At 35.5% G+C, this 21,733-nt stretch carries 16 protein-coding genes; 1 reads left to right on the top strand and 15 read right to left on the bottom strand.

Going from position 1 to position 21,733, the window contains the following annotated elements; genetic code table 11:
* Window positions 1-35: 35 nt before the first annotated feature.
* From ACN1CN_RS00520 to ACN1CN_RS00465, 12 genes are all read right to left on the bottom strand, one after another.
* The gene (locus tag ACN1CN_RS00520; RefSeq protein WP_419134258.1) at window positions 36-1,919 is read right to left on the bottom strand and encodes a hypothetical protein; all 1,884 of its coding nucleotides are present in this window, start codon (window positions 1,917-1,919) and stop codon (window positions 36-38) included.
* Between the two features lie 417 nt (window positions 1,920-2,336).
* Complete coding sequence (locus ACN1CN_RS00515) at window positions 2,337-4,088, bottom strand: alkaline phosphatase D family protein (RefSeq protein ID WP_419134257.1); 1,752 nt, start codon at window positions 4,086-4,088, stop codon at window positions 2,337-2,339.
* Between the two features lie 380 nt (window positions 4,089-4,468).
* Window positions 4,469-5,893 carry an amino acid permease gene (locus ACN1CN_RS00510; RefSeq protein WP_419134256.1) on the bottom strand — a complete coding sequence of 475 codons (1,425 nt, stop codon included), beginning with the start codon at window positions 5,891-5,893 and terminating at the stop codon, window positions 4,469-4,471.
* Between the two features lie 127 nt (window positions 5,894-6,020).
* Window positions 6,021-6,719 carry a DUF1826 domain-containing protein gene (locus ACN1CN_RS00505; protein WP_419134255.1) on the bottom strand — a complete coding sequence of 233 codons (699 nt, stop codon included), beginning with the start codon at window positions 6,717-6,719 and terminating at the stop codon, window positions 6,021-6,023.
* 79 nt (window positions 6,720-6,798) lie between these two features.
* The gene (locus ACN1CN_RS00500; RefSeq protein WP_419134254.1) at window positions 6,799-8,145 is read right to left on the bottom strand and encodes a TolC family protein; all 1,347 of its coding nucleotides are present in this window, start codon (window positions 8,143-8,145) and stop codon (window positions 6,799-6,801) included.
* Between the two features lie 11 nt (window positions 8,146-8,156).
* Complete coding sequence (locus ACN1CN_RS00495) at window positions 8,157-9,296, bottom strand: ABC transporter permease (protein ID WP_419134253.1); 1,140 nt, start codon at window positions 9,294-9,296, stop codon at window positions 8,157-8,159.
* A complete protein-coding gene (locus ACN1CN_RS00490; protein WP_419134252.1) occupies window positions 9,293-10,228 on the bottom strand; it encodes an HlyD family secretion protein in 936 nt (311 codons plus the stop codon). The genes ACN1CN_RS00495 and ACN1CN_RS00490 overlap by 4 nt, the downstream gene beginning before the upstream one ends.
* A gap of 25 nt (window positions 10,229-10,253) precedes the next feature.
* Window positions 10,254-10,964, bottom strand: coding sequence for an ABC transporter ATP-binding protein (locus tag ACN1CN_RS00485; protein ID WP_419134251.1), 711 nt, complete (start codon window positions 10,962-10,964; stop codon window positions 10,254-10,256).
* Window positions 10,965-11,100: 136 nt separating this feature from the next.
* The gene (locus ACN1CN_RS00480; protein WP_419134250.1) at window positions 11,101-11,514 is read right to left on the bottom strand and encodes a DUF2141 domain-containing protein; all 414 of its coding nucleotides are present in this window, start codon (window positions 11,512-11,514) and stop codon (window positions 11,101-11,103) included.
* 46 nt (window positions 11,515-11,560) lie between these two features.
* A complete protein-coding gene (locus ACN1CN_RS00475) occupies window positions 11,561-12,478 on the bottom strand; it encodes a DUF6268 family outer membrane beta-barrel protein (protein WP_419134249.1) in 918 nt (305 codons plus the stop codon).
* A 106-nt stretch (window positions 12,479-12,584) separates the two neighbouring features.
* The gene (locus ACN1CN_RS00470; protein ID WP_419134248.1) at window positions 12,585-13,478 is read right to left on the bottom strand and encodes a helix-turn-helix domain-containing protein; all 894 of its coding nucleotides are present in this window, start codon (window positions 13,476-13,478) and stop codon (window positions 12,585-12,587) included.
* A gap of 134 nt (window positions 13,479-13,612) precedes the next feature.
* A complete protein-coding gene (locus ACN1CN_RS00465; protein ID WP_419134247.1) occupies window positions 13,613-14,380 on the bottom strand; it encodes a GNAT family N-acetyltransferase in 768 nt (255 codons plus the stop codon).
* Between the two features lie 796 nt (window positions 14,381-15,176).
* Between ACN1CN_RS00465 and ACN1CN_RS00460 the strand changes: the two genes are divergently transcribed.
* Window positions 15,177-15,971 (top strand): polysaccharide lyase, encoded by a 795-nt coding sequence (locus ACN1CN_RS00460; protein ID WP_419134246.1) that lies wholly within the window; start codon window positions 15,177-15,179, stop codon window positions 15,969-15,971.
* A 136-nt stretch (window positions 15,972-16,107) separates the two neighbouring features.
* Here the strand turns inward: ACN1CN_RS00460 and ACN1CN_RS00455 are convergent, their stop codons facing one another.
* From ACN1CN_RS00455 to ACN1CN_RS00445, 3 genes are all read right to left on the bottom strand, one after another.
* Window positions 16,108-16,605 carry a nuclear transport factor 2 family protein gene (locus ACN1CN_RS00455; RefSeq protein WP_419134245.1) on the bottom strand — a complete coding sequence of 166 codons (498 nt, stop codon included), beginning with the start codon at window positions 16,603-16,605 and terminating at the stop codon, window positions 16,108-16,110.
* A gap of 101 nt (window positions 16,606-16,706) precedes the next feature.
* A complete protein-coding gene (locus tag ACN1CN_RS00450; protein WP_419134244.1) occupies window positions 16,707-18,155 on the bottom strand; it encodes a SusD/RagB family nutrient-binding outer membrane lipoprotein in 1,449 nt (482 codons plus the stop codon).
* Window positions 18,156-18,158: 3 nt separating this feature from the next.
* Window positions 18,159-21,395: a SusC/RagA family TonB-linked outer membrane protein gene (locus ACN1CN_RS00445; RefSeq protein WP_419134243.1), complete on the bottom strand. Its 3,237-nt coding sequence runs from the start codon at window positions 21,393-21,395 to the stop codon at window positions 18,159-18,161.
* Window positions 21,396-21,733 lie beyond the last annotated feature (338 nt).

Here is a 21,733-nt window from a genome sequence, read left to right as displayed (position 1 = left end):
TTCCCTCGCTCTTGCCAGCAGCATGAATACTCTCTCTATACTAATTTTTCTTTTACTACGGTCGAAATAGTTTTTTGGGGAATAGGTCGTTTAACATATTTCTTTATCGTCAGATAATAACCATGTGAAATTAAACGTGAATACTTATATTTTGAAGAATCAAATCCTATAAATTCAATTTTAGCAATATCACCCGTTTTAAGATGAAGATACTTTTTATCTCTTCTTTTTAAAATATCTCGATCTGGATAAAATCTATGTATATTATTATTTTGGTCAATAGCTTCCATGCATATAAAATCTATAAAACTTTCTTCAGGATCGATTTCACTTATAAGAATTTTTGAGGAAGGTTTTTTGAGTACTAAAGTATCTGATCTCTCTTTGTTTTTACTGTTAACATTATAGAGTATATGATCTTCAAGTCTGTAATTATTATGCTTCCTATCGAATGAATAGACATAAGGACAACTACCATATTCCGCATAGGTTTTTCCTTCATAGAAGGCACTGATAACATCACGACTTGATTGTTTTATAGGAAAGTTGAAACCATTCACTGTAAGAGATTCTAAATAATAGGTTTTACCATAATAAAGATTCTCCCTATTGGATTGAATGTCTATACTTTCCTCACGTGATTTAATCTTATCTAAAGGAGTAAAACAGATAGAAGCAGGAATTACTAAATCCGTTTTTGGAGCCAGTTTTATGGTGCCAATTTCTTTAATTGTTTTTTTATTATTTTTATCTTCCGTTTTGGTTCTCAAAAATTCTGATTCAGTAATACCCAAACTCATTTTATTAATAGTTAAAGGTGCATCAGTCAAATTTTTAATTACTATGCAGCTAACTTTTAGTATTGGAGTAGAAAAGTATATTGTTATTGGGGATCGGGTTTCCAGGCAATCTGATGTTTCTTCAAAATTTCTCACAAGGATAAATTCTTTCGGCATCTTCTTTTTAATGACATATGCATACAGACGCATTGGATTCTCTGAAAAATCTTCCAAAATGTTAACATCACTTGGGCAATTCTTGGGATTTTCTATATAATAATTAAGTCCCTTAAGAGTTAGATAAATTGATTTTTTAAGAGGTTCCTTGTCAGATTCAAGACGATTCCCTTTCTTGTCTACCAAAAAGCATTCACTACTGAAACCAAATTGGTTAACTGCCGCTGATAAACTGGTAGTGAAAGAATATTCAGCACTTGCGTTTGGATCTGTTGCTGGTATTTTTATTCGATTTACCTTTTTTGAAATATTAACAACACTTTTTCCATTTTTGAATGAGAATAACTTTCGCTTCTCATCATACAAAATATCATTAAATTTATATCCAAATTGTTTCTTAAAATCTTGTAACGTCTCGAAAATGTTAGTAGAATTATATAAGATTTGTGATTTATTATCCAGCCATTTCTTCCAGTCCGCAGACATTTGAATACTGTCTATTAAAACATCTATATTATTCCCTTCTAATTCAATACCAATTACTTTAAAAGAATTTTGTGCAGTTTTATAGGAGGCTGAATCGATGGAAGGAGGTGTAATTACGGTAGGATTAGCTATGGATGTTTTATTTGTATCAGTAACAATATATGCTATAGTCAATAAAATAGAAATACCAATAATCCCGTAAATAATCTGAGTAATGATTCTATTGTTCAGTACTTTTCTAATAAGTTCCGCTCGTTGTTCTTCGGGAACCGAATTGATGTCAAGATGTAATTTTTCAGATAATTTAATTAGAAGATTATCCCTTTCGCCAGGTTCCACAGATTTGATACTTTTCAACCACGTCACATTCTTCACTACATAAATAGCTAATACAATAGCGCCAAGATAAGCCACCAGCGAAAGAGGGTGGGTAATATATCGGGCAACATTAAAGGCATCTGAAGTATCTAAAATCATAGAAATAGGTTTAATTTGCATTGAACTAAAATGATTCTTAATCATTTACTCACTATTGAAGCTAAAAAAAAGGATATTTATACAAATCAGCGGTATAAATTATACTCAAATTTATTAAATAACAAGTTAATTAAATCAAGTATAAACACCTGATTAATAATACAATTAAGATGAAATTATTATATAGTGATATTTATCTTCACCACCTTACTATTACACAACAGGAGATAAAATCCATTTAAAAACTCTTTTATTGCTTTTGTCTTACATTAATTAACACGTCAATAATCAGTACTTAGTTTATTAATATTCAAATCTATAAAATAAAAAAATCGGGACAAGATTACTCCTGTTCCGATTTAACTCTATCCTTTTTTGGCACTTTTGAGAAAACTCAGTCCGTATCAAGCGAGATTCCTATGCTATAGTATACTTTTTTTCTGTAACAGTAGTGGTCGTTTCAGTTGTTATACTGTCTACAAAGCGCCATTCGACTTCTGAACCCGATGCTGTAAATTTAAGATAGGTATATCCTCGTTTATACAAATTTGCATATTCTAAATCATCAATCAGTACTGTAAAGGCCTGTGCCAGTTCTATCGCTTTTGAAGGGTCTGAGGTAATTCCAAGATAACCTTCCAATCCTGGTGATGAAACAGAGCTGCACGCGATTTCAGTTCCTATATGTTTTCCCTGCATATCAGTAAGTTTACCCATCCATGCATTGTGAGTATCTCCAGCCAAAACCACAACATTTTTTCCGGAAAGGATCGCATACAATTGTTCTCTTTCAGCAAAATAACCGTCCCAGGCATCCAGATTATAAGGTAAAGTTGTCTTAACTCTCGCAATTTCCTGAGCCGTTAAAGAAGGATCGTTTTGTTTGTATCTCATTTTAATAACAACAAGTTGAGAGATTGTAGTAGTAAGAGCCTTCATGGTCGCCGGAGTTGCACTTCCGAGTTTACCCACTTCTGCTAAAATTTGATTCAAAAGCATCAGTAATTCTGCAGGAATCAGCATTTTTGTCATCAGGATTTGCTGGCCCAGTACTTTCCATTTAGCGGTATCGGCATTGATCTGTGATCCCAGCCATGTCATTTGTTCGCTTCCAATTAATTTTCTGGTTGGGCTTAACAAATCTGTTTTAAATTTTGTCTGGTCAAAATTTCCACCATTATCGATATAATCAGTATAACTTAACTGCTTATCTCTTGCAATGACTCTGGTATCCATCATATAAAGCGAAAGAATATTACCGAAGTTAAAGCTTCTGTAAATTCTAAGATCTTTTCCTGTTTTAAGCGGAATATACTCGCTATACGCCTGAAAAGCAGCCATTTTTCTCATCTGAAAATCTCCTTCGGCCGGCTGGTGATTTTCTGCACCCGATTTATAAGTATCGTTGGCAAATTCATGGTCGTCCCAAACACATATAAAAGGTTTTTTCTGATGAAGAAGCTGAAGGTTTTTATCTCCTCTGTATTGTCTGTAGCGTTCTCTGTAATCGCTAAGGTTTGTAATCTCCTTTGCTGGTTTGTGTTCTCTGCCCAGCGGGTTGGTAAAAGGATTTGTTCCATACTGCCCCGGTGCATATTCGTAGATATAATCACCAAGATGAACCACTACATCGGCATCTGAAGAAGCAATCGCTCCATACACATTGAAAAGTCCTGCCGGAAAATTTGAACAAGAAACAACGGCCATTTTTACCTCATTTACACTATCTGTTTTAGACGGCAGCGTGCGTGTTTCTCCGGTAACCGTTACTTGTTTGGTTTTGGCATTATAAAATCGGTAATAATATTTTGTGTTGGAAGAAATATTCTGAACATCTACCGCTATTGTAAAATCATTTGCAGAAGATGCTCCGGCCTGCCCTTTTCTTATTACTTCTTTAAACAAGGCATCTTTACTTATTTCCCAGGTAATTTCGGCATCTGAGCCTGTTGAATATCTTGTCCAGATAATGACTCCGGTTTCAGTAGGGTCAAAACTGGCTACTCCTGTCTCAAACCCTTCATTTTTCATTCCATCTGGTGCACCGCTGTTATCCGTTTTATCATCGTTACTGCAGCTTTCAATAAGAGGCGCGATAAAAACTCCTCCGGCAACCAATAATGAATTTCTAAGAAACCTTCTTCTGCCTAAATCCTTGTTATTTTCCATAAAATATTTTTAAATCAAAAAAACAATTTAATCTGAAAACTCAAGTTATGGCATATTTAAAATTACCTTACATTACTATTAAGAATCCCTTTACTAAAATTAATCCTCAATTGGTTTAAAATCTTTCATTTGGAACTTCAAACAACGGAGACTTTATCAGACCTACAGTATGATTAAGAAACACATAGCTTTCCTGTAACTGCTTATTTTCTGTTAGTATACGGATCAGAAGAAAGGAAAAGTAAGAGATGCCTGTAATAAATTATTGTAAACCTTACATTATGATACATGCTGATTTAAAAACGCCGCATTAAAAAAGGCATTGAAAATCAACTGGATGTTGATGTTCAATGCCTCCTAATGAATAATAGTAAAAGCTACTATTTTTTTGTTTTAAAAACTTTATAACAGATGAAAAGAACTCCCAGCCAAATTGGAATTAATTCTACGGATAATTTCATATCAGTCATCCACATGATAGATAATATACCCAATAAAAATACCAGACAGATGTAATTACTTATTGGATAGAATATTGAAGGGAACTTCGTTATCGTATTTTCCTTGTTTTTCGCAAGTCTGAATTGTAGATGTGTATACGAGATCATGACCCAGTTAATAATCAAAGAAGACACAACCAAAGACATTAAGATACTAAAAGCCTCTTCCGGAATTACTTTATTGATTAAAATACAGATCGCTGCAAAACAGGAAGATATTAAAATGGCATTAATCGGCACCGATTGTTTGTTTAGCTTCATTAAAAACTTAGGCGCATTGCCCTGATCTGCTAAACCGTACAACATACGGGAATTACTATATACGCTGCTGTTGTATACCGATAAAGCCGCAGTTAATACAATTAAATTAAGTACATTGGCAATAAGACGTGTAAAATATATTTTGCTGCCAAACAGCTCAAACTCCATTCCGTTTAAGTTTTGAAAAACCATTACAAATGGACTGCTGTCTGTCGTAATTTGCTGCCAAGGCGACAAAGCAAATAAAATGACCAATGCACCAACATAAAAGATAAGAATTCTATAAATAACCTGATTGGTTGCTTTTGGAATGTTTTTCTCCGGATTTTCTGCCTCAGCCGCGGTAATTCCAATTAGTTCTAAACCACCAAAAGAGAACATAATCAATGCCATTGCAGATAATAATCCCTGAAAACTACCCGAAGATGTTTTTTCAAAGAAACCTTTTGGAAAGAAACCTCCATCGTTGTATAAATTGTGAATAGTAGCGTGCTCCCCTCCTGTACCACTTACCAACAAGTACGTACCAAAGAGAATCATTGCAATAATGGCAACCACTTTTATGATGGAGAACCAGAATTCAGTCTCCCCGTAAACTTTTACGGAGGCAAAATTCAAAGCATTTATAACCAGAAAGAAGAACAAACTAGAGGCCCATAATGGAATCTCAGGCCACCAAAACTGTACATAAACTCCAATGGCTGTAAGTTCGGCCATACTAACAAGAATATATAAAATCCAATAATTCCAACCAGACGCAAAACCTGCAAAAGAACCGCAATATTTATAGGCAAAGTGGCTAAAGCTTCCTGATACAGGTTCTTCAACAACCATTTCGCCAAGTTGTCTCATTATAAAAAAAGCGATTATTCCGGCAATAGCATATCCTAAAATAACAGATGGTCCTGCTAATACAGCCGCTGGGCCAATGCCGAGGAAAAGACCTGTTCCTATAGATCCCCCGAGGGCAATTAACTGAATGTGTCGGTTAGTCAATCCACGTTTAAGCTGATTGTCATTTACGTCTTCCTGTTTTTGTTTCACAAATTAGATTTTTAAATAAGTTAGATGTACTCACAAATGTATGAACAGCGAATATAAGTTAAAAAAGGAATTGCACAAAGCATGCATCGCACTAAAACTTCAATTTGGGGATCAGTTTCCATTTCTGTTAACAAATCAAGAGTAACCGATATTCTCCCGCGTTTTCTACTGGTGCTCTATGAATACACGGCAGCACTTGTTGTTTGGGATGGTCTACAGCCAGTCGCCAAAGATGTCCTAACCCTAGATTAATGGGTTCTGCATCCGGATGTAGCTGATAATGCAAATCAAAATAATTTTCCTTCAGGAAGTTTTCGAATTCTTCTTCTGGTCCGTCATACAGCTCTTTTAGCTTTGATCGGATTTCCGGAATCAGAATTTTTTGTTCTGCCTGTGTATTCGGAATAATATCACTTGCCGCTCCGTGATAGGTGCATAAAAAAGTATCCGTTGCTATGGGCGAACGATCTACATGAAACGAATATACATCCGTCGATATGAAATCAAACTCATCATCGCGCTCGTAACACTTCAGCAAATTAAGAGCAGGCGAAGCTCCAAAATCAGTTAATAACTGTAAATCTTTTAAGATTATTTCCCGTGCTATATTCCCTTTTTCTGAAAGTTGAAGCGCCAATAGATCTTCCGGATACACTTCGGTTATATTTTCTTCCAAAGACAACTTGGTTACAATCTCCTTAAAATCGCCATCCAAATTTCTGTACCAGCATAGCGCATTCTTTTCTCCTTCGAAATCGGTATGTACAAGCTCAGAAAAAGTAGCGACTCTTCCAATTTGGCTGCTGTCGGAAAATGTATTGTTCATAGGGTAATATCAGTAGTTAGTTACTTTATGCGTTACAAAATTATGCAATAGTCATCACACTTATGCTAAAGACGCTTCACTATTGTACCACTAATTTTCCCGCGGCTTTCTTCCAATCCAGCCATGACACGATCAGTTCCTGCTGAAGTTTATTAGCGACTAATTCTAAATTTTGCAATTGAATCTCTTTATCATTTAGTTCATTAAACGATACCTGGTCAAACTTATAGCGTTCCTGATAAACCACTACAATCTCCTGAGTAAGTTTGATATTTTCATGTACCGTTTTCAACTGTTGCAAGACATTATGATAAACAACAGTCGCATTCAACGCATTGTATTTCATTTTATGAAGATCCTCTTCGATCTGGTTATTATTTTGCTCCTGCTCCAATTTTAACTGATCTATTCTCTTTGCTGTGTTTTCACCAAAAAGAAGAGGTAATTTTAAAGAGACTCCAATATAACTATTGCCATACCAGCTGTCTTGCTGAAAGGGATTCATACTGGCAGTAAACTGATCTGCTCCTAAATAACCGTTAAGATTAATCGTCGGACTGTGTTTGGCTCTTTGCTCTTTCTTTTTATTCTCTAACACTTCATTCTGTGTTTTCAAAATTTGGATTTGAGGTAAAGCCTGAATTAAATCTTCATCCAGATCTGTAATATTTTCCTCCATATGGTACTTTTCCAATACAATCGAAGCAGCCACTGAAGATTCATTTCCGGTAACATACACAAGGTATTGCTTTAAAACCAAAACGTTATTTACAGCATTGTGATATTTTTGGATCGCGTTATTGTGCGTTACTTTCGCATCGTTTACAGCAACTTTTAAAGCTCTGTTGTTACTGTATTTTTGATTTATGGTACTCCAACTTAAAGCCGTCCGGGTAGTATCACCAATAGCTTCTTTTACTTGCTGCTGCGCTATCAATGTATTAAAATAGGCCTTTGAAACTTCGTACGTAAGCTCTATTTTGGCCTCTTTTTCATTTAAACTTGCCAATTTTTCCTGTAAACGGGACTCCCTAATTAACTTTGAAATCGAAATATCCAACAAAGGCTGCTGCAGTAAAACACCGGCATTTTGGGTATAATTGGCTCCTAATTTTACCGGTACCATACCGTCTGAATAGGTTCCCGAATTAAATGCGCTGGCAGGTAAAACGCTTGTCGCAATAATGGGATTGTATTGATAATTGTAGTTCAAAGAAACTTTGGGCAAATATTTAGCATTTAATTCTATTGTTTTTAAGCTGCTGATCTTAGATGCGGTTTCCAGAGAAGCCAGTAATTTTCTATTTTTATGTGCTTCTTCAATTGCTTTATTTAAGGTCCATACCGTGCTTTGTGCATTCATTTTACAAAGGCATAACAGCATAAGACATCCCATAAAACGGATATTCATTAAATTATTTTTCATTACAACGATTTTTAGCCTCTGAATACGGAAGCAGGTTCTACATTTTTTATTCTTCTAATGGCAAACACAGCTCCGAAAAGCGAAATAGAAAAGGTGATGGTTAGAATTGAAAAGAGTATAATTGGACTAAAATCGATCAGTATTCCTGTTTGATACATTCCATTTTTAAACCCCATTAAGAAAACAAGCGCTACCATAAATCCAACAATGGCGAATAAAGTAGCCTGGGTCAGTATCAAATTCCGAATGTAGGAATCGGTTGCTCCGATTGCTTTTAAAGTGCCGTAATCTTTGATCCTGTCTAATGCCGACGAATACATGGTAAGGCCAATAATAAAGAAACCCGCGATAATTGCAAAGCCTACTAAAGACCCTGTGCTGGCACCTAAACCCGTCGAAGCCAAAACACTCTTTACCGTTGATGCACTTAAAGATGACGTGCGCCAGGCTCTGACTCCGTAAATAGAATTATTGATCTGATCGACGACACGATCTACATCTTCCCCATCTTTTACATTTACCATTAAGGCGCTTATATTGGTCGACGGTATATTGCCATAAAACCTTGCCCTGTCTGCTGTAGTATACATTAAATAACCGCCCCAGCCTCTTATTCCTTTCGTTTGCAGCGTAATGACGGCTCTTTTTCCATTAATCTCAAAAAAGGTTCCAACATCCGACGAGCCTCCAAAATTCCCGCGGTCAAAATAATCAGCAGATACACCTGCTTCCTGCAGCAAATCCGGAAGTTCCCCCTGTATGATTTTAGTACTGTCAGGACCTACTTTAAAATGGGGATACTCGCTTCCGATAATGTTTACAATTGCGCTGGTTCCGTTAGGGAATTTTGCTTTTCCACTGGTTACGATAATGGGAAATGCTTCCTTAACGCCTGTTAGACTCTTGATTTCTTTTTCTTTTCTGGTGTCAATCAAACTAAGCTGATTGGCATCAGTCGTTTTATCATCAACAACCCAAATATCCGTTGTTGTATTTTTTACCAAAACACTCATTAATCCTGTCAAAAAATTGAATGTTCCTATTTGCTGACCAATAAGAAAAGTGCTTATGACTATGCCCACCACTACTCCTATACTTTTAGTTTTATCAAAACGAATAAACTTCCAGGCTGTTTTTATCATCGGTTTCATAGGGAGGTTTGAACTACACATTCAATTCGGGAGTTAATCAGATACTTTGTTTGGTTTGCCAGAAGTATTTTTATTTCCCGAACCCTTCTGTCTTCCTGATCACCGGCTTTTTCAGAAAAAAGCGACTTGCGTTTGAGCGCCGATGAAGCAAAAATGACAGTTCCCGTTCCGATCGTTTTATTGGAACCAATTTGACGAATAATGGCTTTTTGTCCTTTTTTAATTTGTGCTGCAAACAACTCATCAATTTCACAAGTGGCTACTAATTTACTTTTTGGAATAAAATCTGCAAAAGCCTGATTGGGCGACAATGCCGCGCCTTTCGTAGCATTCATGGTCATAATTTGTCCATCACCCAATGCTTTAATTGCATATTGCTGCAGTTCCCTATTGGATACTTCCAATTCTTGTTGCATTTCCTGAAGTCGGGAGTTTGCCATCAACACCCTATTTTGTAATTGTGCTACATTGGTTTGAGAAATCTTCGTTTCTGTTTCCAGATTATCAACATTCTGTCTGGTTTCTGCACCATTTTTATGCAAATTTTTCAAGCGCTGCAGCTCCGTTTGTTTGTTTAGCAGATTTATTTCCTGCTCTTTTAAGTTTAACTGAGTTACTTTAATTTCTATTTTTTGCGTTTCAATTCTACTCTTGATTTGGGCTTTTTTCGCATCCTGAACAGCGTGATCCAATTCAATAATTAAGTCCCCTTTGGTAATTATGTCGTTCTCTTTTTTATGAATGCCTACCACAATACCCCCGACTTCTGTTGCTAATGCGGATAGTTTTTCATTAGGCTCTATCCGTCCGAGTCCTACGATTTCTGCTGAAGCAACTTCTTTATGGACGGCTACCTGCTCTGATTTATTGGCTTCTTTCTTGCTGCAACAGCTAAGGAAAAAGGCTATTAGAAAAATTAAGATATATTTCATTCTGTATAATTTGATTAATGATTTTTTATACGGTTTCCATTTGGTTCTCGGTTGCGATTCCGTTATCTACATAAATAATTCGATCGGCAAATGCTTTGAGTCGCATATCGTGTGTAACTACAATTACACTTTTGCCGTTTTTAGCAAGTGCTTTTAATTCATCCATTACTACACCAACACTTTTGACATCTAAGGCAGCTGTCGGTTCGTCACAAAGCACAATTGGCGGATTAGTGACCAACGCCCGTGCAATGGAGACTCTTTGCTGCTGGCCTCCGCTCAGCATTTTTGGCAAGTTTTTCATTCTTTCCTGCATGCCAACTAACTCTAGCGCTTTTTCGGCTTTTTTCTTCGCTTCAGCATCACTATAATTCATAAGTTGCAATGGAACCATTACATTTTCTAAGGAACTAAGTGGTGCCAAAAGATTGAAACTTTGAAAAACGAATCCAATTTTATTCAATCTCAAAGCCGATAATTGTTTCGCTGAAAGCATATTTACCTGCTGCCCCTCTATAAAAACATCACCTCTTGTTGGATAAATGACACAGCCTAATAATGACAACAATGTCGTTTTCCCCGAACCCGAAGGACCAATGATTAAGGTTAGTTCTCCTGTTTTAAATTGAACATTAGTTGGTTTCAAGGCCGTAATCAGGGTATCCCCGGTTTGATACTCCTTACATGCGCCTTTTATTTCTGCAATAACTCTGTTCTTTGGTATTATCTCCTCCATAGTTTACTTTTATAATTTGGTTCTTTTTTTAGCATTCAGTCTTTATAAGAGTATTCAGTCGCAGTCGCAGTTTACAGCCCGTTACCTACCTGTTACAAACACTGAATACTGCGACTATAAACTGAGACTGAATCTCCTAATAAAGCTCAATAGCTATCGCAGAATCATTTTTTAAAACATAAATAGAACAATCATTGAATGTTGGTGCTCCGCCGTCCGGTTTAAAATTGGTACTGTTTCCTACCGGTTCTTTTGGCATTCCGAACCAATTGCTATTTAATTTTCCATTACTATCCAAATCCTGAAAAACAGTAATGGCGTAAGTCCCTCTTGGCAATTCAACCTGAAATTTCATCGTTTCCTGATTGGCCTTCTGAACTTTTGTAAAGCAGGCCGTTTTAAGGAAATTTTGTTTTTTATCGTAAACATTCATTACAACTGTGCCCTTTCCTTTTTGGATATTGGTGACATCAACATTCATTTTTACCTGTTGCGCATTAGTCAAATACGAGGCTCCTAATACCAGTATACTCAGCATTGTTTTTTTCATTTTCTTCTTTTAAATTATTGTGATTAAACTTGTTTGATTTGTGTTCTTAATTTCCAAAACGATAGGTCAGCATCATTTTCGCATATGGAATTTCTTTTGTTTTATAGTCGGTAATACTGTTGTTATTTGAATCATATAAGGTGTATTTATTAGCAAATCCCACACCTCCTTGCAGCTGAAGCCAAAAACCATCAAAAAGCCGCTGATTAATCTGCAAACCGCCATGAACAGCCGAAAACTGAGCATAGTCAACCTCCAGGCCTTCGTTATTCTTATAGTTTTGTAAATTATGAAGGGTCCAATCTATAGATCCCGCCACACCCACTTGTGTAGTATTGCCCAGATTCCTAAACACATTTACTCTTGGCCAGTACAGCTGAGCAAACCATTTACCATCATTACTCTTGTAATCAACAGATATGGCAGGTGTTATCAGGAACTTATCAAATGCATACATAATATGGGGGCCGATACCAATTTCAAGATTTGATTTTTCTCCAAACTTTCTTGAAACTCCAAAAATCCCATCCAAAACCATGTCGTTGATTGAAAACGAATCCTTAAAATCGGAAGCCACAGTAGGAATCAAAACCCCAAAAGCAGCCCATCTTTTTCCAAAAGGATGTCGTACTACAACAGTAGGTTTGATTTCTTGTATTTTTGAGATATGATTCGGACTATCCTTGAAGTCCTTATCGAAGGAAAAATCTAAAACACGATAATTAACGATGCCAAGAATGCGTGTTTTTCCAATTTTAAAAGAAGGTATTGGCAACCAAAAATCATACGTATTGTATCTGAATTTATTTCCGTAATAAGGATCTACAGCTGATAAATTCCCGAAGCTACTTTTTCCGTTTACAGTGACGCTAACCCCTGCGCCATCTGTGATTAATTGAGCATAAAATTTATTTGGAAGACAAATAAATAAGGTTAATAAAACTAATGACAGTACTTTTTTCAAAATAACACTTATTAAATTTAAACACATGAGCCGTATTAGCCCCTAAGATTTTCTTGGGACAAAGGTGTGTTTAAAACAATAATTGTTGTTAGGATTTAGTTTGCCGTTACTCGGACAAATCGTGCATAAGCGAGTTTCGGTACTGAGAAGGAGTTGTACCGGTTATTTTTTTGAAAAGTCGTCCAAAGTAAGACGGATCTTCGTAATTCAATTCAAAAGCGATTTCTGAAATATCCTTGGTCAAATCTTGCAAAAGAATCTGACTTTGCAGGATACTGACATTGTTTATCCATTCTTTTGGGGCTATTCCGGTGGTTTGCTTAATGCACCTGTTCAGATAGTTTACAGAAATTTTCAACTTATCGGCGTAAAAAGAGACGGATTTGTCCTGACTGTGGTATTTGTAAACCAGTTCCTTGAAAGAAAAAGTGATCTCATTACCACGATGTACCGCTTTATTCAGCTCTCTATTGGAAGAAATGATTTTTTGAAAGGCAGCCTGCATAAGCGAATAACAAATTTCGATATTGGAATTTTCGTCCCTAAATTCTTGTCCTAACAAGCAAAACAAGGAATTAAGCCATACACTCGTTTCTTTTGGAAGTTTAACCACTGAGTTTGTGGCAAAAATTTGTATCAACTCCTGTTTAGACAGAATGTGATTCAGAACGCTTTCTTCAAATAAAATAAAATGACCGGTTATCTCCGAATCAATTTCTTTCATTGCTGTAATATGCCCTTGTTTTACAAATAAAATATCATCTTTTGTTAGTGCTGTTGTCTCATTATCTACCTGTTGTATGGCATTACCATTGGTAACATGAACCATAAAATTGTAATCAGGTCTGAAAAGTGGAGTCGGAATTTGAATGTATTCCGTTGTGGCATTCAGGTCATATATCTGCAAAGGAGTTTTTAAGAAATCAAAATCTAAAGAAGCATCCGACATAAATTGTCTTGGAAATTCCTCCGATGATATAATTTTAATCGTCTTACTCATGTTACAAACTTAAGTATTAAATTGTAAATGACAGCTGCCTACTTTGTATATGGATGATACTATTAGTATGACACAAAATAAGCAGCTATAAATACAAGATATTGAGTATTTTGTTTTTTTTTTGCCCTTAAATTTTAGATCTTAATGGAGAGAAAATTTAGTGACCTGATTTTAATTAAGCGTAATTCTTCTAACAAAGCCTTATCCTGCAACGCTACATTTTTTTTATTCTGATCAATAACGGCCGGGTGATGTTTTGGATCATAAAGCATCGCGGTACACAAGCAGGTTTTCCTTTCCTTATTCATCACTACAGGGCAGTTTACACATGATTTACAACTCTTCCAAAACAGTTCATCTGAGGTCAGCTCTGAGAAGGTTACCTGTTTAAAGCCGAGTTCATGGTACATTTTTACTACGGCAAGATCTGACGTTAAACTAAAGATACGTGCATTCGGGTACTTCTCGCGGCTCAGTTCAAAAATTTTTATTTTTATCTTTTTTGCAAGTTCGGTATGTTTAAATTCAGGTGCTACAACTAATCCTGAATTAGAAACATAGCTTTCATTCTCCCATGAATTGATAAAAGAAAAACCTGCCCATCTTCCGTCTGATGTAAATGCTATGACAGCATCTCCTTTTTTCATTTTCGCTTCCAACAACTCCGGAGCGCATTCTGAAATACCAATTCCACGAGTTTTTGCAGCTAACAATGTGGCTTCACAGATTTCTTTGATCCAATAGGTATGACTGCATCTGGCTTTTTCAATAATAAAATCAACAGCTTCTTCCATGTCTTTAACAGCTGAAGATGTTGCCTTGTTACGGGATGAATCAGAAGAGGAGAAAAAATTCTTAGTTAGATTTATTCTGGGATCTATAATAGGATTTATAATTTTCATAATTGTTTAGGTATAGGATGGGACTTATGATATCTAATGTGATTCTTAAAAAAAATCTTAACAGCTTATTAAAGTTTTTATTGAGATAAAAGGCCTTTATTATCTTAAATTAAATACTTTCTACATCAATTGATAAATTAGAAAAACAGTAAGGAATAAAACTAAAGCAAAAACTATTAGGTTGATGATTCTGTCTTTGCTCTGCATGGATTTATTTGATGCGTATAGTTTCGCAATCTCCCTATCTCTTGTTTTATTTGCTTTCATATTTCTTCTATTTGATACTGTTTGGGGTATATGAATGTTGATACAACTGTCATAAAAGTTTTATAATGATCAAAATCAATCCTGTACTATTGATTTTTACAAAAACTTTTGAGTTGATTTTCACCCATAAAGACAAACGATATGCCAAAACAACTCAAAAAACCATAAGTGACTGAATAACAAATAACTGCAAGGATTATGCTTTTATATCATTTATAAATCCTTATCAAACTGATAGAATACGCCATTCAAAATGAAAGGCTTTATGATCTTGTAGGGTATTTTATCCTGCGTCTTTTCACTACTACTCCTTTTAAAAGCTAAAAAAATAACAGGAAAAATAACTAAACGGGATTATTGCGTACCTAAAATCGTACTTTTTTAATCCTCTTACAAATTGTTATTAATCAACTTTACAGTGTCAATTACCTGATACTGATTTTGATACTTTTTTTTCAAGGTCAATGATGTAATTACAATCTATGCTTTACTAACCAATTAATTATTTATTAACCTTAAAGTTTTAAAAATGAAAAAAATCTTAAAATTAGCAAGTTTGTTATTTATTACAGTAGTGGTGTTTAATTCCTGCGAAAAGGAACAAGAGGTCAATGCCCCACAAAGCGTTACCAAAGACGAGTCGCAAATCGTCAATAATGAAGTGCAAGAAAACACCAAAAAAGAAGCGCTTTCAGCTGCTGCGGCCTTAGCAGGTAGTGCCGGCGCCAGAACCATCACATTGCAAACCAACACCTTATCCTGTCCGGGTGGTTTGTGTACCTCGTTTGGAGTTTGGTCAGAAGGGGTTTACAACGTTTGGTTCCAGATGAGATTTAATTCCGGATTTTATTGGAGCAGAGGCGGTAAATGCGGCTATGGAATTCTAATTGGTGACCAGAATACCGGCGGTGACCCGGGATGGGATGGTAATGGCGGTAGTGCCCGATTTATGTGGTATTGCCCAAATGGATCAAACTCTGCTATAGGAAGTGGCGCTTATCTTCAGCCATATGTGTATTACAAAGATCAACCTGGACAATTTGGAAATGATTTTGGAAAAAAGTACTTCATACAGGAAGGCGTTACCTACAACTGTCAGATCTCTGTTAAACTAAATACCGGGTCCAATACGAACGGATATGTGAAATACTATGTAAATGGTACGGAGTTATTGAATCAAACCATTCGTTGGGTGACAAACGATTCAAAACGAAATGTGAATGCAGTAAGTCTGCACACCTTCCGTGGCGGTAGTCAGGAATACTGGAAAGCTCCGGTAACAAGTTCCATTTACTATCCTTCTGCCACCTGGGATGCTCAATAGTAACTGTAAACTAGCTGTTTAGATCATACTAAAATCAAAAGCTCTCATTCCTTATGAAATGAGAGCTTTTTTTGTAGTTAATGAGGAAACGATAAAACTATCAATATTAGGACAAAAATTGGATGTTTAAATGTTTTTAAAGCTCTTTTAATAGTTGATCTTCAGCTGGAGTCTTTAATCTTACGACTTCTTTAGCGATATCATTAGGAATAGTCATGGATAAAACATAATGTTTTATTCTCCATTGCTCCCCTATTTTTACCAATACTCCTGAGCCTCGGGCTATTTTAAAACGAGTTTTCAAAAGTTCATCAAACCAAGCTACTTTTCCGGCAGCGTCTAAATATACATGACGTTCAAAAGCTTTCATTTTCCATGCATTGTGCGCATCAAATCTTGGTTTTGCAAAATCTTCAAATTCCTTTCTATTCCAATTTTCTGTCGCATCTGTGCCAATAAAAACAGCGTCGGAAGTCATTAAATCAAAATAAGTATCGAAACTAGCTTCAGCAGCAGCCAAATGCCATTTGTCTATTGTCGTATCAACTAGTTTTTTCTCCATGGCTTCATCATATTCAACTGAATCACAACCGAAACAAAATAACAATCCAAAAAATATAAAATAACTTTTCATTTACTTCTTTTTTAGTATTAATAAAGCACTTTTTAAGCTGCAATCTTTTCTCTGACAGCTAACAAATCGAATACTTTTCTCGTCTTGACCTTTAAGGAGAATTAATTTTTATCCCAAAATACTTTAACACTCATTGAATTTCCACCTATTGCTTTTATAGCCTCTTCCACATTTTTACTGTTTAAAGTCTCTTCAATTCCGGGATACGAATATCTTTTAGGGATTGTACCTAAATTATTATAGGTTTGTGAAGGAGGGAATAATATTGGAAAATCTAATCTTCTGTAGGATGTCCATGCCTCAAATCCTCTATTATACAAAGCGATCCATGCCTGTTCGCCAATTTTTTGTTTCCATGTTCCTTTTGCTGTTTTATAAGCCACATCCGGATTTAAAAGGTAGGCCTCACTATCAGCATCACTGACTCCCCAGTTTTTCATAGATGCTTTAATAGCCTGACTATAATGTGTTTCAGGATCATCTGAAATAAAGCTCCTTGCAGCAGCTTCTGCCAGTAAAAATTCGGTTTCTGAATAATCAAACAATGTCCCGGGAAATGTCGGGGTAAATAATGACGAGTTAATATGAGAATAGTTAGAAAATAGATTTACTTCTCCATAAATTCCTCCTTCATAATTCTTTCCGTCAGGACCAACAGTAAAATATTCAGCTCTTCTCGGATCGATCAGGCTGTTCATTTTATCAACTAAAATTTTTGAAGGAATAAAGTAATCTTTATAACTGCTGGTTGACAATAAAAATAAAGGACTTGCATTAGGAGGCAAAGACAGATAATTTAAACTAAAATTATCGCTATTACTAGTGATTACTCCTTCCTGTATCGCTGATTTTGCCTGTTCAGCTGCGTAAACAGGATCAACATCAGACATGTTTAGTGCTAATCTTAGTTTAAGTGAATTAGCAAATTTTTTCCATTTAAGGGCATCCCCATTATAAATTAAATCTGCCTGACCAAAAGTGGGTTCGCTCACTTTTATGGCCTTTGAAGCTTTGGTTAATTTATCTATCAGATCTTTATATATAACTTGTCCGCTATCATATTTTGGCATTGGATGACTTTTTATACTAAGTGCTTCACTATAAGGAATATTCCCAAAAGTATCTACCAATTGGCTAAAAGTATAGGCTATTATTATATCTAAAACTGCTTTTTTATTATTTAAAACAGCTATTTCCGAAGCCGAAATTGGTTTTTCATTCTCCAATAAGTTACTGGACTGCTTTAAATTACCCAAAACATTACTGTACAAAATTCCAAAATGAACATCTGGTATTTTTCCAAAAGAAATATTGTATTGACTTTCTAATATCCACGACGTTTCTGAAAATTGTTGGGCAAACAATCTAAAAACATTGTTATAAATACCGGGATGTACCATTTGATCTACTAAGTCTTTTTCAGCTTTAGTAAACAAATACTCCGGTTTAGTGGTTTTTGGATTAATTATATCTTCATTCAAATCCGTAATATTATCTGAACATGATATCAATACTACCATTAATACCATTATATATTTTATTTTTCTCATTTCTTAAAATTTAACCGTTATGTTGAAGCCAAAATTTCTGGTAGTAGGCAGTGGGGCTAACGAATTAGCGGATGATAGATTTCCTGAACCCAATCCTCCTTCCGGATCGGCATCAGGAAGTTTTTTACTAATAATCCATAAATTAGAACCAATAAGACTAAAAGACAATCCCGTCAGTTTCATTTTTGAAACAATAGCTGATGGAAAAACATAAGTTAGGTTAGCTTCTCTAAGTTTAACAAATGAAGCATCATAGATGAAAGCTTTATGTGGTTCTGCAAAAAAACCATCAATGGTACTGAAGAACTTTTGATCTTCGGTTCTAACCGTATTTTTTGATCCGTCAGCTTGTACTCCATCCAATATTACACCTCCACCATTTGCTTTAGTGTTTCTGATAGGGTTTCCTAAATCATTGATTCCTGCAGAATATTGTGTCAGACCGCTTGATTGTCCATACTCCTGATCCATCGAATACAGATCGCCTCCTTTTTGTATATCAATTAAAAAACTTAGCGACCATTGTTTATAGGTAAATTTATTGCGAAGTCCGGCAATCCAGTCTGGAGTTATATTTCCTATGACATTATTAGTAGATGAGTTTTTTTCGTAACCTCCTTTTGGACTTATTACTTTCTGACCGTTTAGATATTTAAAATCAGTCCCTTTTATTACACCGTATGGCTGCCCTGGCTGCGCGTTAATGGTTATTCCTCCTACGAATGCTCCAATTTGTAAATTTTCGATGCCTTCGGTTAAACTAACTACCGTATTCTCATTTTTAGACCAGTTAACAAACATATCCCAAGCGAAATCTTTTGTTTTTAAAGGCGTAAGATTTAGTTGAAGTTCAATTCCTTTATTCTGAACCGATCCGGCATTGATGTATTTGGATGCAAAACCTGTTGCATTTGAAAATGGTACACGAAATATCTGATCCGTACTTAAACTTTTGTAAACGCTAACATCAAATCCAATTCTTTTCTCTAAAAACTGCATTTCTAATCCAATTTCGTTTGTTACTGTTTTTACAGGACGCAGATCGGGATTGTTTTTGGTGGTTGGAATAGAATAAATTTGATTGGTTCCAAAGGGATCTGATTTAACATAGGTATCATCCAAAGAATACAAATCAATATTTCCTTGTGGGTTTTCAGCGTAACCAATCCTTAATTTACCAAATGATAACCAAGGCTGATTTATGTGTTTGGTAAAAACATAGCTCCCTGATAATGAACAAGTGGCTAATGCATTATTTCCGGACGGTAAAGTAGAGAATGCATCTTTACGAACTGTACCCTCTACAAACGCAAAATCTTTATAACCAAAAGAAGCAGAAGCATAAGTACTATTTACTCCAGAATTGTCATTTCTTCTTCTTGAAGCCGGAGGAGGTGCTATTGAGTTTGTTAGACTATAAAGTCCCGGCACGATCAAACCTCCCTGAGTTGAAGCAAGGGAAGAAACCAAACTGGTTCTTAAGATATTTCCACCTACTAAACCGCTGATCGATATATTATCATTGATGTTTTTCTTAAAAGTTAAAATCATCTCATAATTTTGTTCCGAAAAAATACCATCATAAACCTGATAGCCTGAAGTTTCATGTAATCTGTTTAATCCAAATCGGGAAGATACAGATCCAACGGCTTTTCTTTCTTCACGCAATTCGCTATAGGAGTCTGTAGATGCTTTTGCGGAAGCAGTTAACCAATCTAGTATTTTATAATCTAGTTTCACATACCCTAAAAAACGATTTCTAGAGTCGGATTGAAAACTTTTATAACGTTTGAAATAAGGGTTTTCCTGAGAATAAGTTTGCAGATCTGTTGAACTAATGGTATTCCACGTAATATTTTGCCCTCCTGATCGCTCATAAACTTGCTTCAATTCTTTTATGTCTACATTAGTTTGCCACCAATCTCTAAAGCCATAAACCACATTGTCTCCCCACGTAGTATCATTTCTTCCAACGGTAGAATTAGTGGTATAATTTGCATAAGCATATCCTGATAATTTATCACTAAACTGATGCGTCATTTTGGCGCTTAAACTATTTTTATTCATTTTACTATTGGGCATTATCCCCGTTTGTTGATAATGGGTATAGTTTAAAATAAAACTTGTTTTCTCGTTTCCATCCTCTACAGAAATAGAATTATTAACTGTAAATGGTGTTTCAAAAAAGGTTATGGGTCCATTTTTAGCATTTACCCAAGGGGTAGCTTTACCATAATGATCTGAAAAAGGGGTAAAAGCATTCCATTGATAGACCATCAAATTAGGATTAAAAGCCTCGCCAAAAGACATTTCACTGCTTGTTGGAGCCACTAAGTCAGGAGTACCATCTCCATTGACATCCTCTTTTAGAAAAGAATTTAGTCCGTTTCCTCCTCCATATTTACTTTGATGTTTTATAAAGGTCGATTTATCAATCACTCCGGTAATTACTTCACTGGAAAAGGTTACTCCTAATCCTTTTTTAGATCTCCCTTTTTTAGTGGTGATCACAACCACTCCATTCCCTGCCTGCCATCCATACAATGCTGCCGCCGCCGCTCCTTTTAAAACATTTATATTTTCAATGTCCTCGGGGTTTATATCTGCACCGGCATTACCATAATCATAACCTCCCCTGCCTTCAGTCTGGCTGGCGGTGCTTGAATTTATGTTAGAGTTGTTGATGGGCATTCCATCAATAACAATAAGCATCTGGTTATTTCCGGTAAGGCTTTTTACACCTCGCGAGACTACATTTGTAGACCCTCCGAAATTATTGTTTCTTTTGATCTGCACACCAGCCACCCTGCCGGAAAGTTCATTCAAAAAATTCCCGCTTGCTGTTCCAGCTGTCAAATCACCTCCCTTAACTTCCTGGGTAGCATAACCCAGAGATTTTTTGTCTCTCTTTATTCCCAGAGCCGTCACTACTATCCCATCCAATTCTGTTGTCTGATTTTTTAATTTTACATTAATTTTTTCAGAGCCGGCTCTTATTTCTTGTTTGATTGTACCAACAAAGCTAAAACTCAGAATTTGATCTGAACCAACTTTAATACTGTACCTTCCTTCAATGTCAGTTTGAGTACTATTCTTCGTGTCTTTTACAAGTACATTTACACCCGGAATTGGAAGTCCTGAATAATCAGTAACCACACCACTGACTATTCGTTCTTGTGCAAATGTAATCTGCATAGTAATCATTAATAGCATTACAATTTTCCTCTTTTTTAATTTCATAACTAATACATCTTTATAATATTAATAAATACAAAACCTATTGATTGCTGATCTTAAAACATCGTAACAATTGTTTTTCTCAAACAAAAAATACGATGAAAAAACCTACAATTAGCTTATTTTTACTAAAATTATATTCTTCTATCAGATTATTAAGAGGAAAGAAACAAACTACACCTTTGACGTTATAAGCGCGCTACTTAATGAAACAATAGCTTACAATAATATTCAAGACATAAGCGGCTTGAACCATAAATGGCATCGCAAAATAATACCGCGTCGTTTGTGTACGTCGTTTACTTCCAAATGAGATTTAATTCGGAGTTTTATTGGAGCAA

The sequence above is a fragment of the Flavobacterium sp. T12S277 genome, from assembly GCF_048514875.1.
Taxonomy (GTDB): domain Bacteria; phylum Bacteroidota; class Bacteroidia; order Flavobacteriales; family Flavobacteriaceae; genus Flavobacterium.
This window is presented reverse-complemented; position numbering and strand designations above follow the sequence as displayed.

Excerpts from the sequence above, each read along its gene's own strand:
- ACN1CN_RS00520 (WP_419134258.1), bottom strand. The coding sequence starts at position 1,919 with ATGATTTTAGATACTTCAGATGCCTTTAATGTTGCCCGATATATTACC.
- ACN1CN_RS00515 (WP_419134257.1), bottom strand. The coding sequence starts at position 4,088 with ATGGAAAATAACAAGGATTTAGGCAGAAGAAGGTTTCTTAGAAATTCA.
- ACN1CN_RS00505 (WP_419134255.1), bottom strand. The coding sequence starts at position 6,719 with ATGAACAATACATTTTCCGACAGCAGCCAAATTGGAAGAGTCGCTACT.
- ACN1CN_RS00500 (WP_419134254.1), bottom strand. The coding sequence starts at position 8,145 with ATGAAAAATAATTTAATGAATATCCGTTTTATGGGATGTCTTATGCTG.
- ACN1CN_RS00495 (WP_419134253.1), bottom strand. The coding sequence starts at position 9,296 with ATGAAACCGATGATAAAAACAGCCTGGAAGTTTATTCGTTTTGATAAA.
- ACN1CN_RS00490 (WP_419134252.1), bottom strand. The coding sequence starts at position 10,228 with ATGAAATATATCTTAATTTTTCTAATAGCCTTTTTCCTTAGCTGTTGC.
- ACN1CN_RS00485 (WP_419134251.1), bottom strand. The coding sequence starts at position 10,964 with ATGGAGGAGATAATACCAAAGAACAGAGTTATTGCAGAAATAAAAGGC.
- ACN1CN_RS00480 (WP_419134250.1), bottom strand. The coding sequence starts at position 11,514 with ATGAAAAAAACAATGCTGAGTATACTGGTATTAGGAGCCTCGTATTTG.
- ACN1CN_RS00470 (WP_419134248.1), bottom strand. The coding sequence starts at position 13,478 with ATGAGTAAGACGATTAAAATTATATCATCGGAGGAATTTCCAAGACAA.
- ACN1CN_RS00465 (WP_419134247.1), bottom strand. The coding sequence starts at position 14,380 with ATGAAAATTATAAATCCTATTATAGATCCCAGAATAAATCTAACTAAG.
- ACN1CN_RS00460 (WP_419134246.1), top strand. The coding sequence starts at position 15,177 with ATGAAAAAAATCTTAAAATTAGCAAGTTTGTTATTTATTACAGTAGTG.
- ACN1CN_RS00455 (WP_419134245.1), bottom strand. The coding sequence starts at position 16,605 with ATGAAAAGTTATTTTATATTTTTTGGATTGTTATTTTGTTTCGGTTGT.
- ACN1CN_RS00450 (WP_419134244.1), bottom strand. The coding sequence starts at position 18,155 with ATGAGAAAAATAAAATATATAATGGTATTAATGGTAGTATTGATATCA.
- ACN1CN_RS00445 (WP_419134243.1), bottom strand. The coding sequence starts at position 21,395 with ATGAAATTAAAAAAGAGGAAAATTGTAATGCTATTAATGATTACTATG.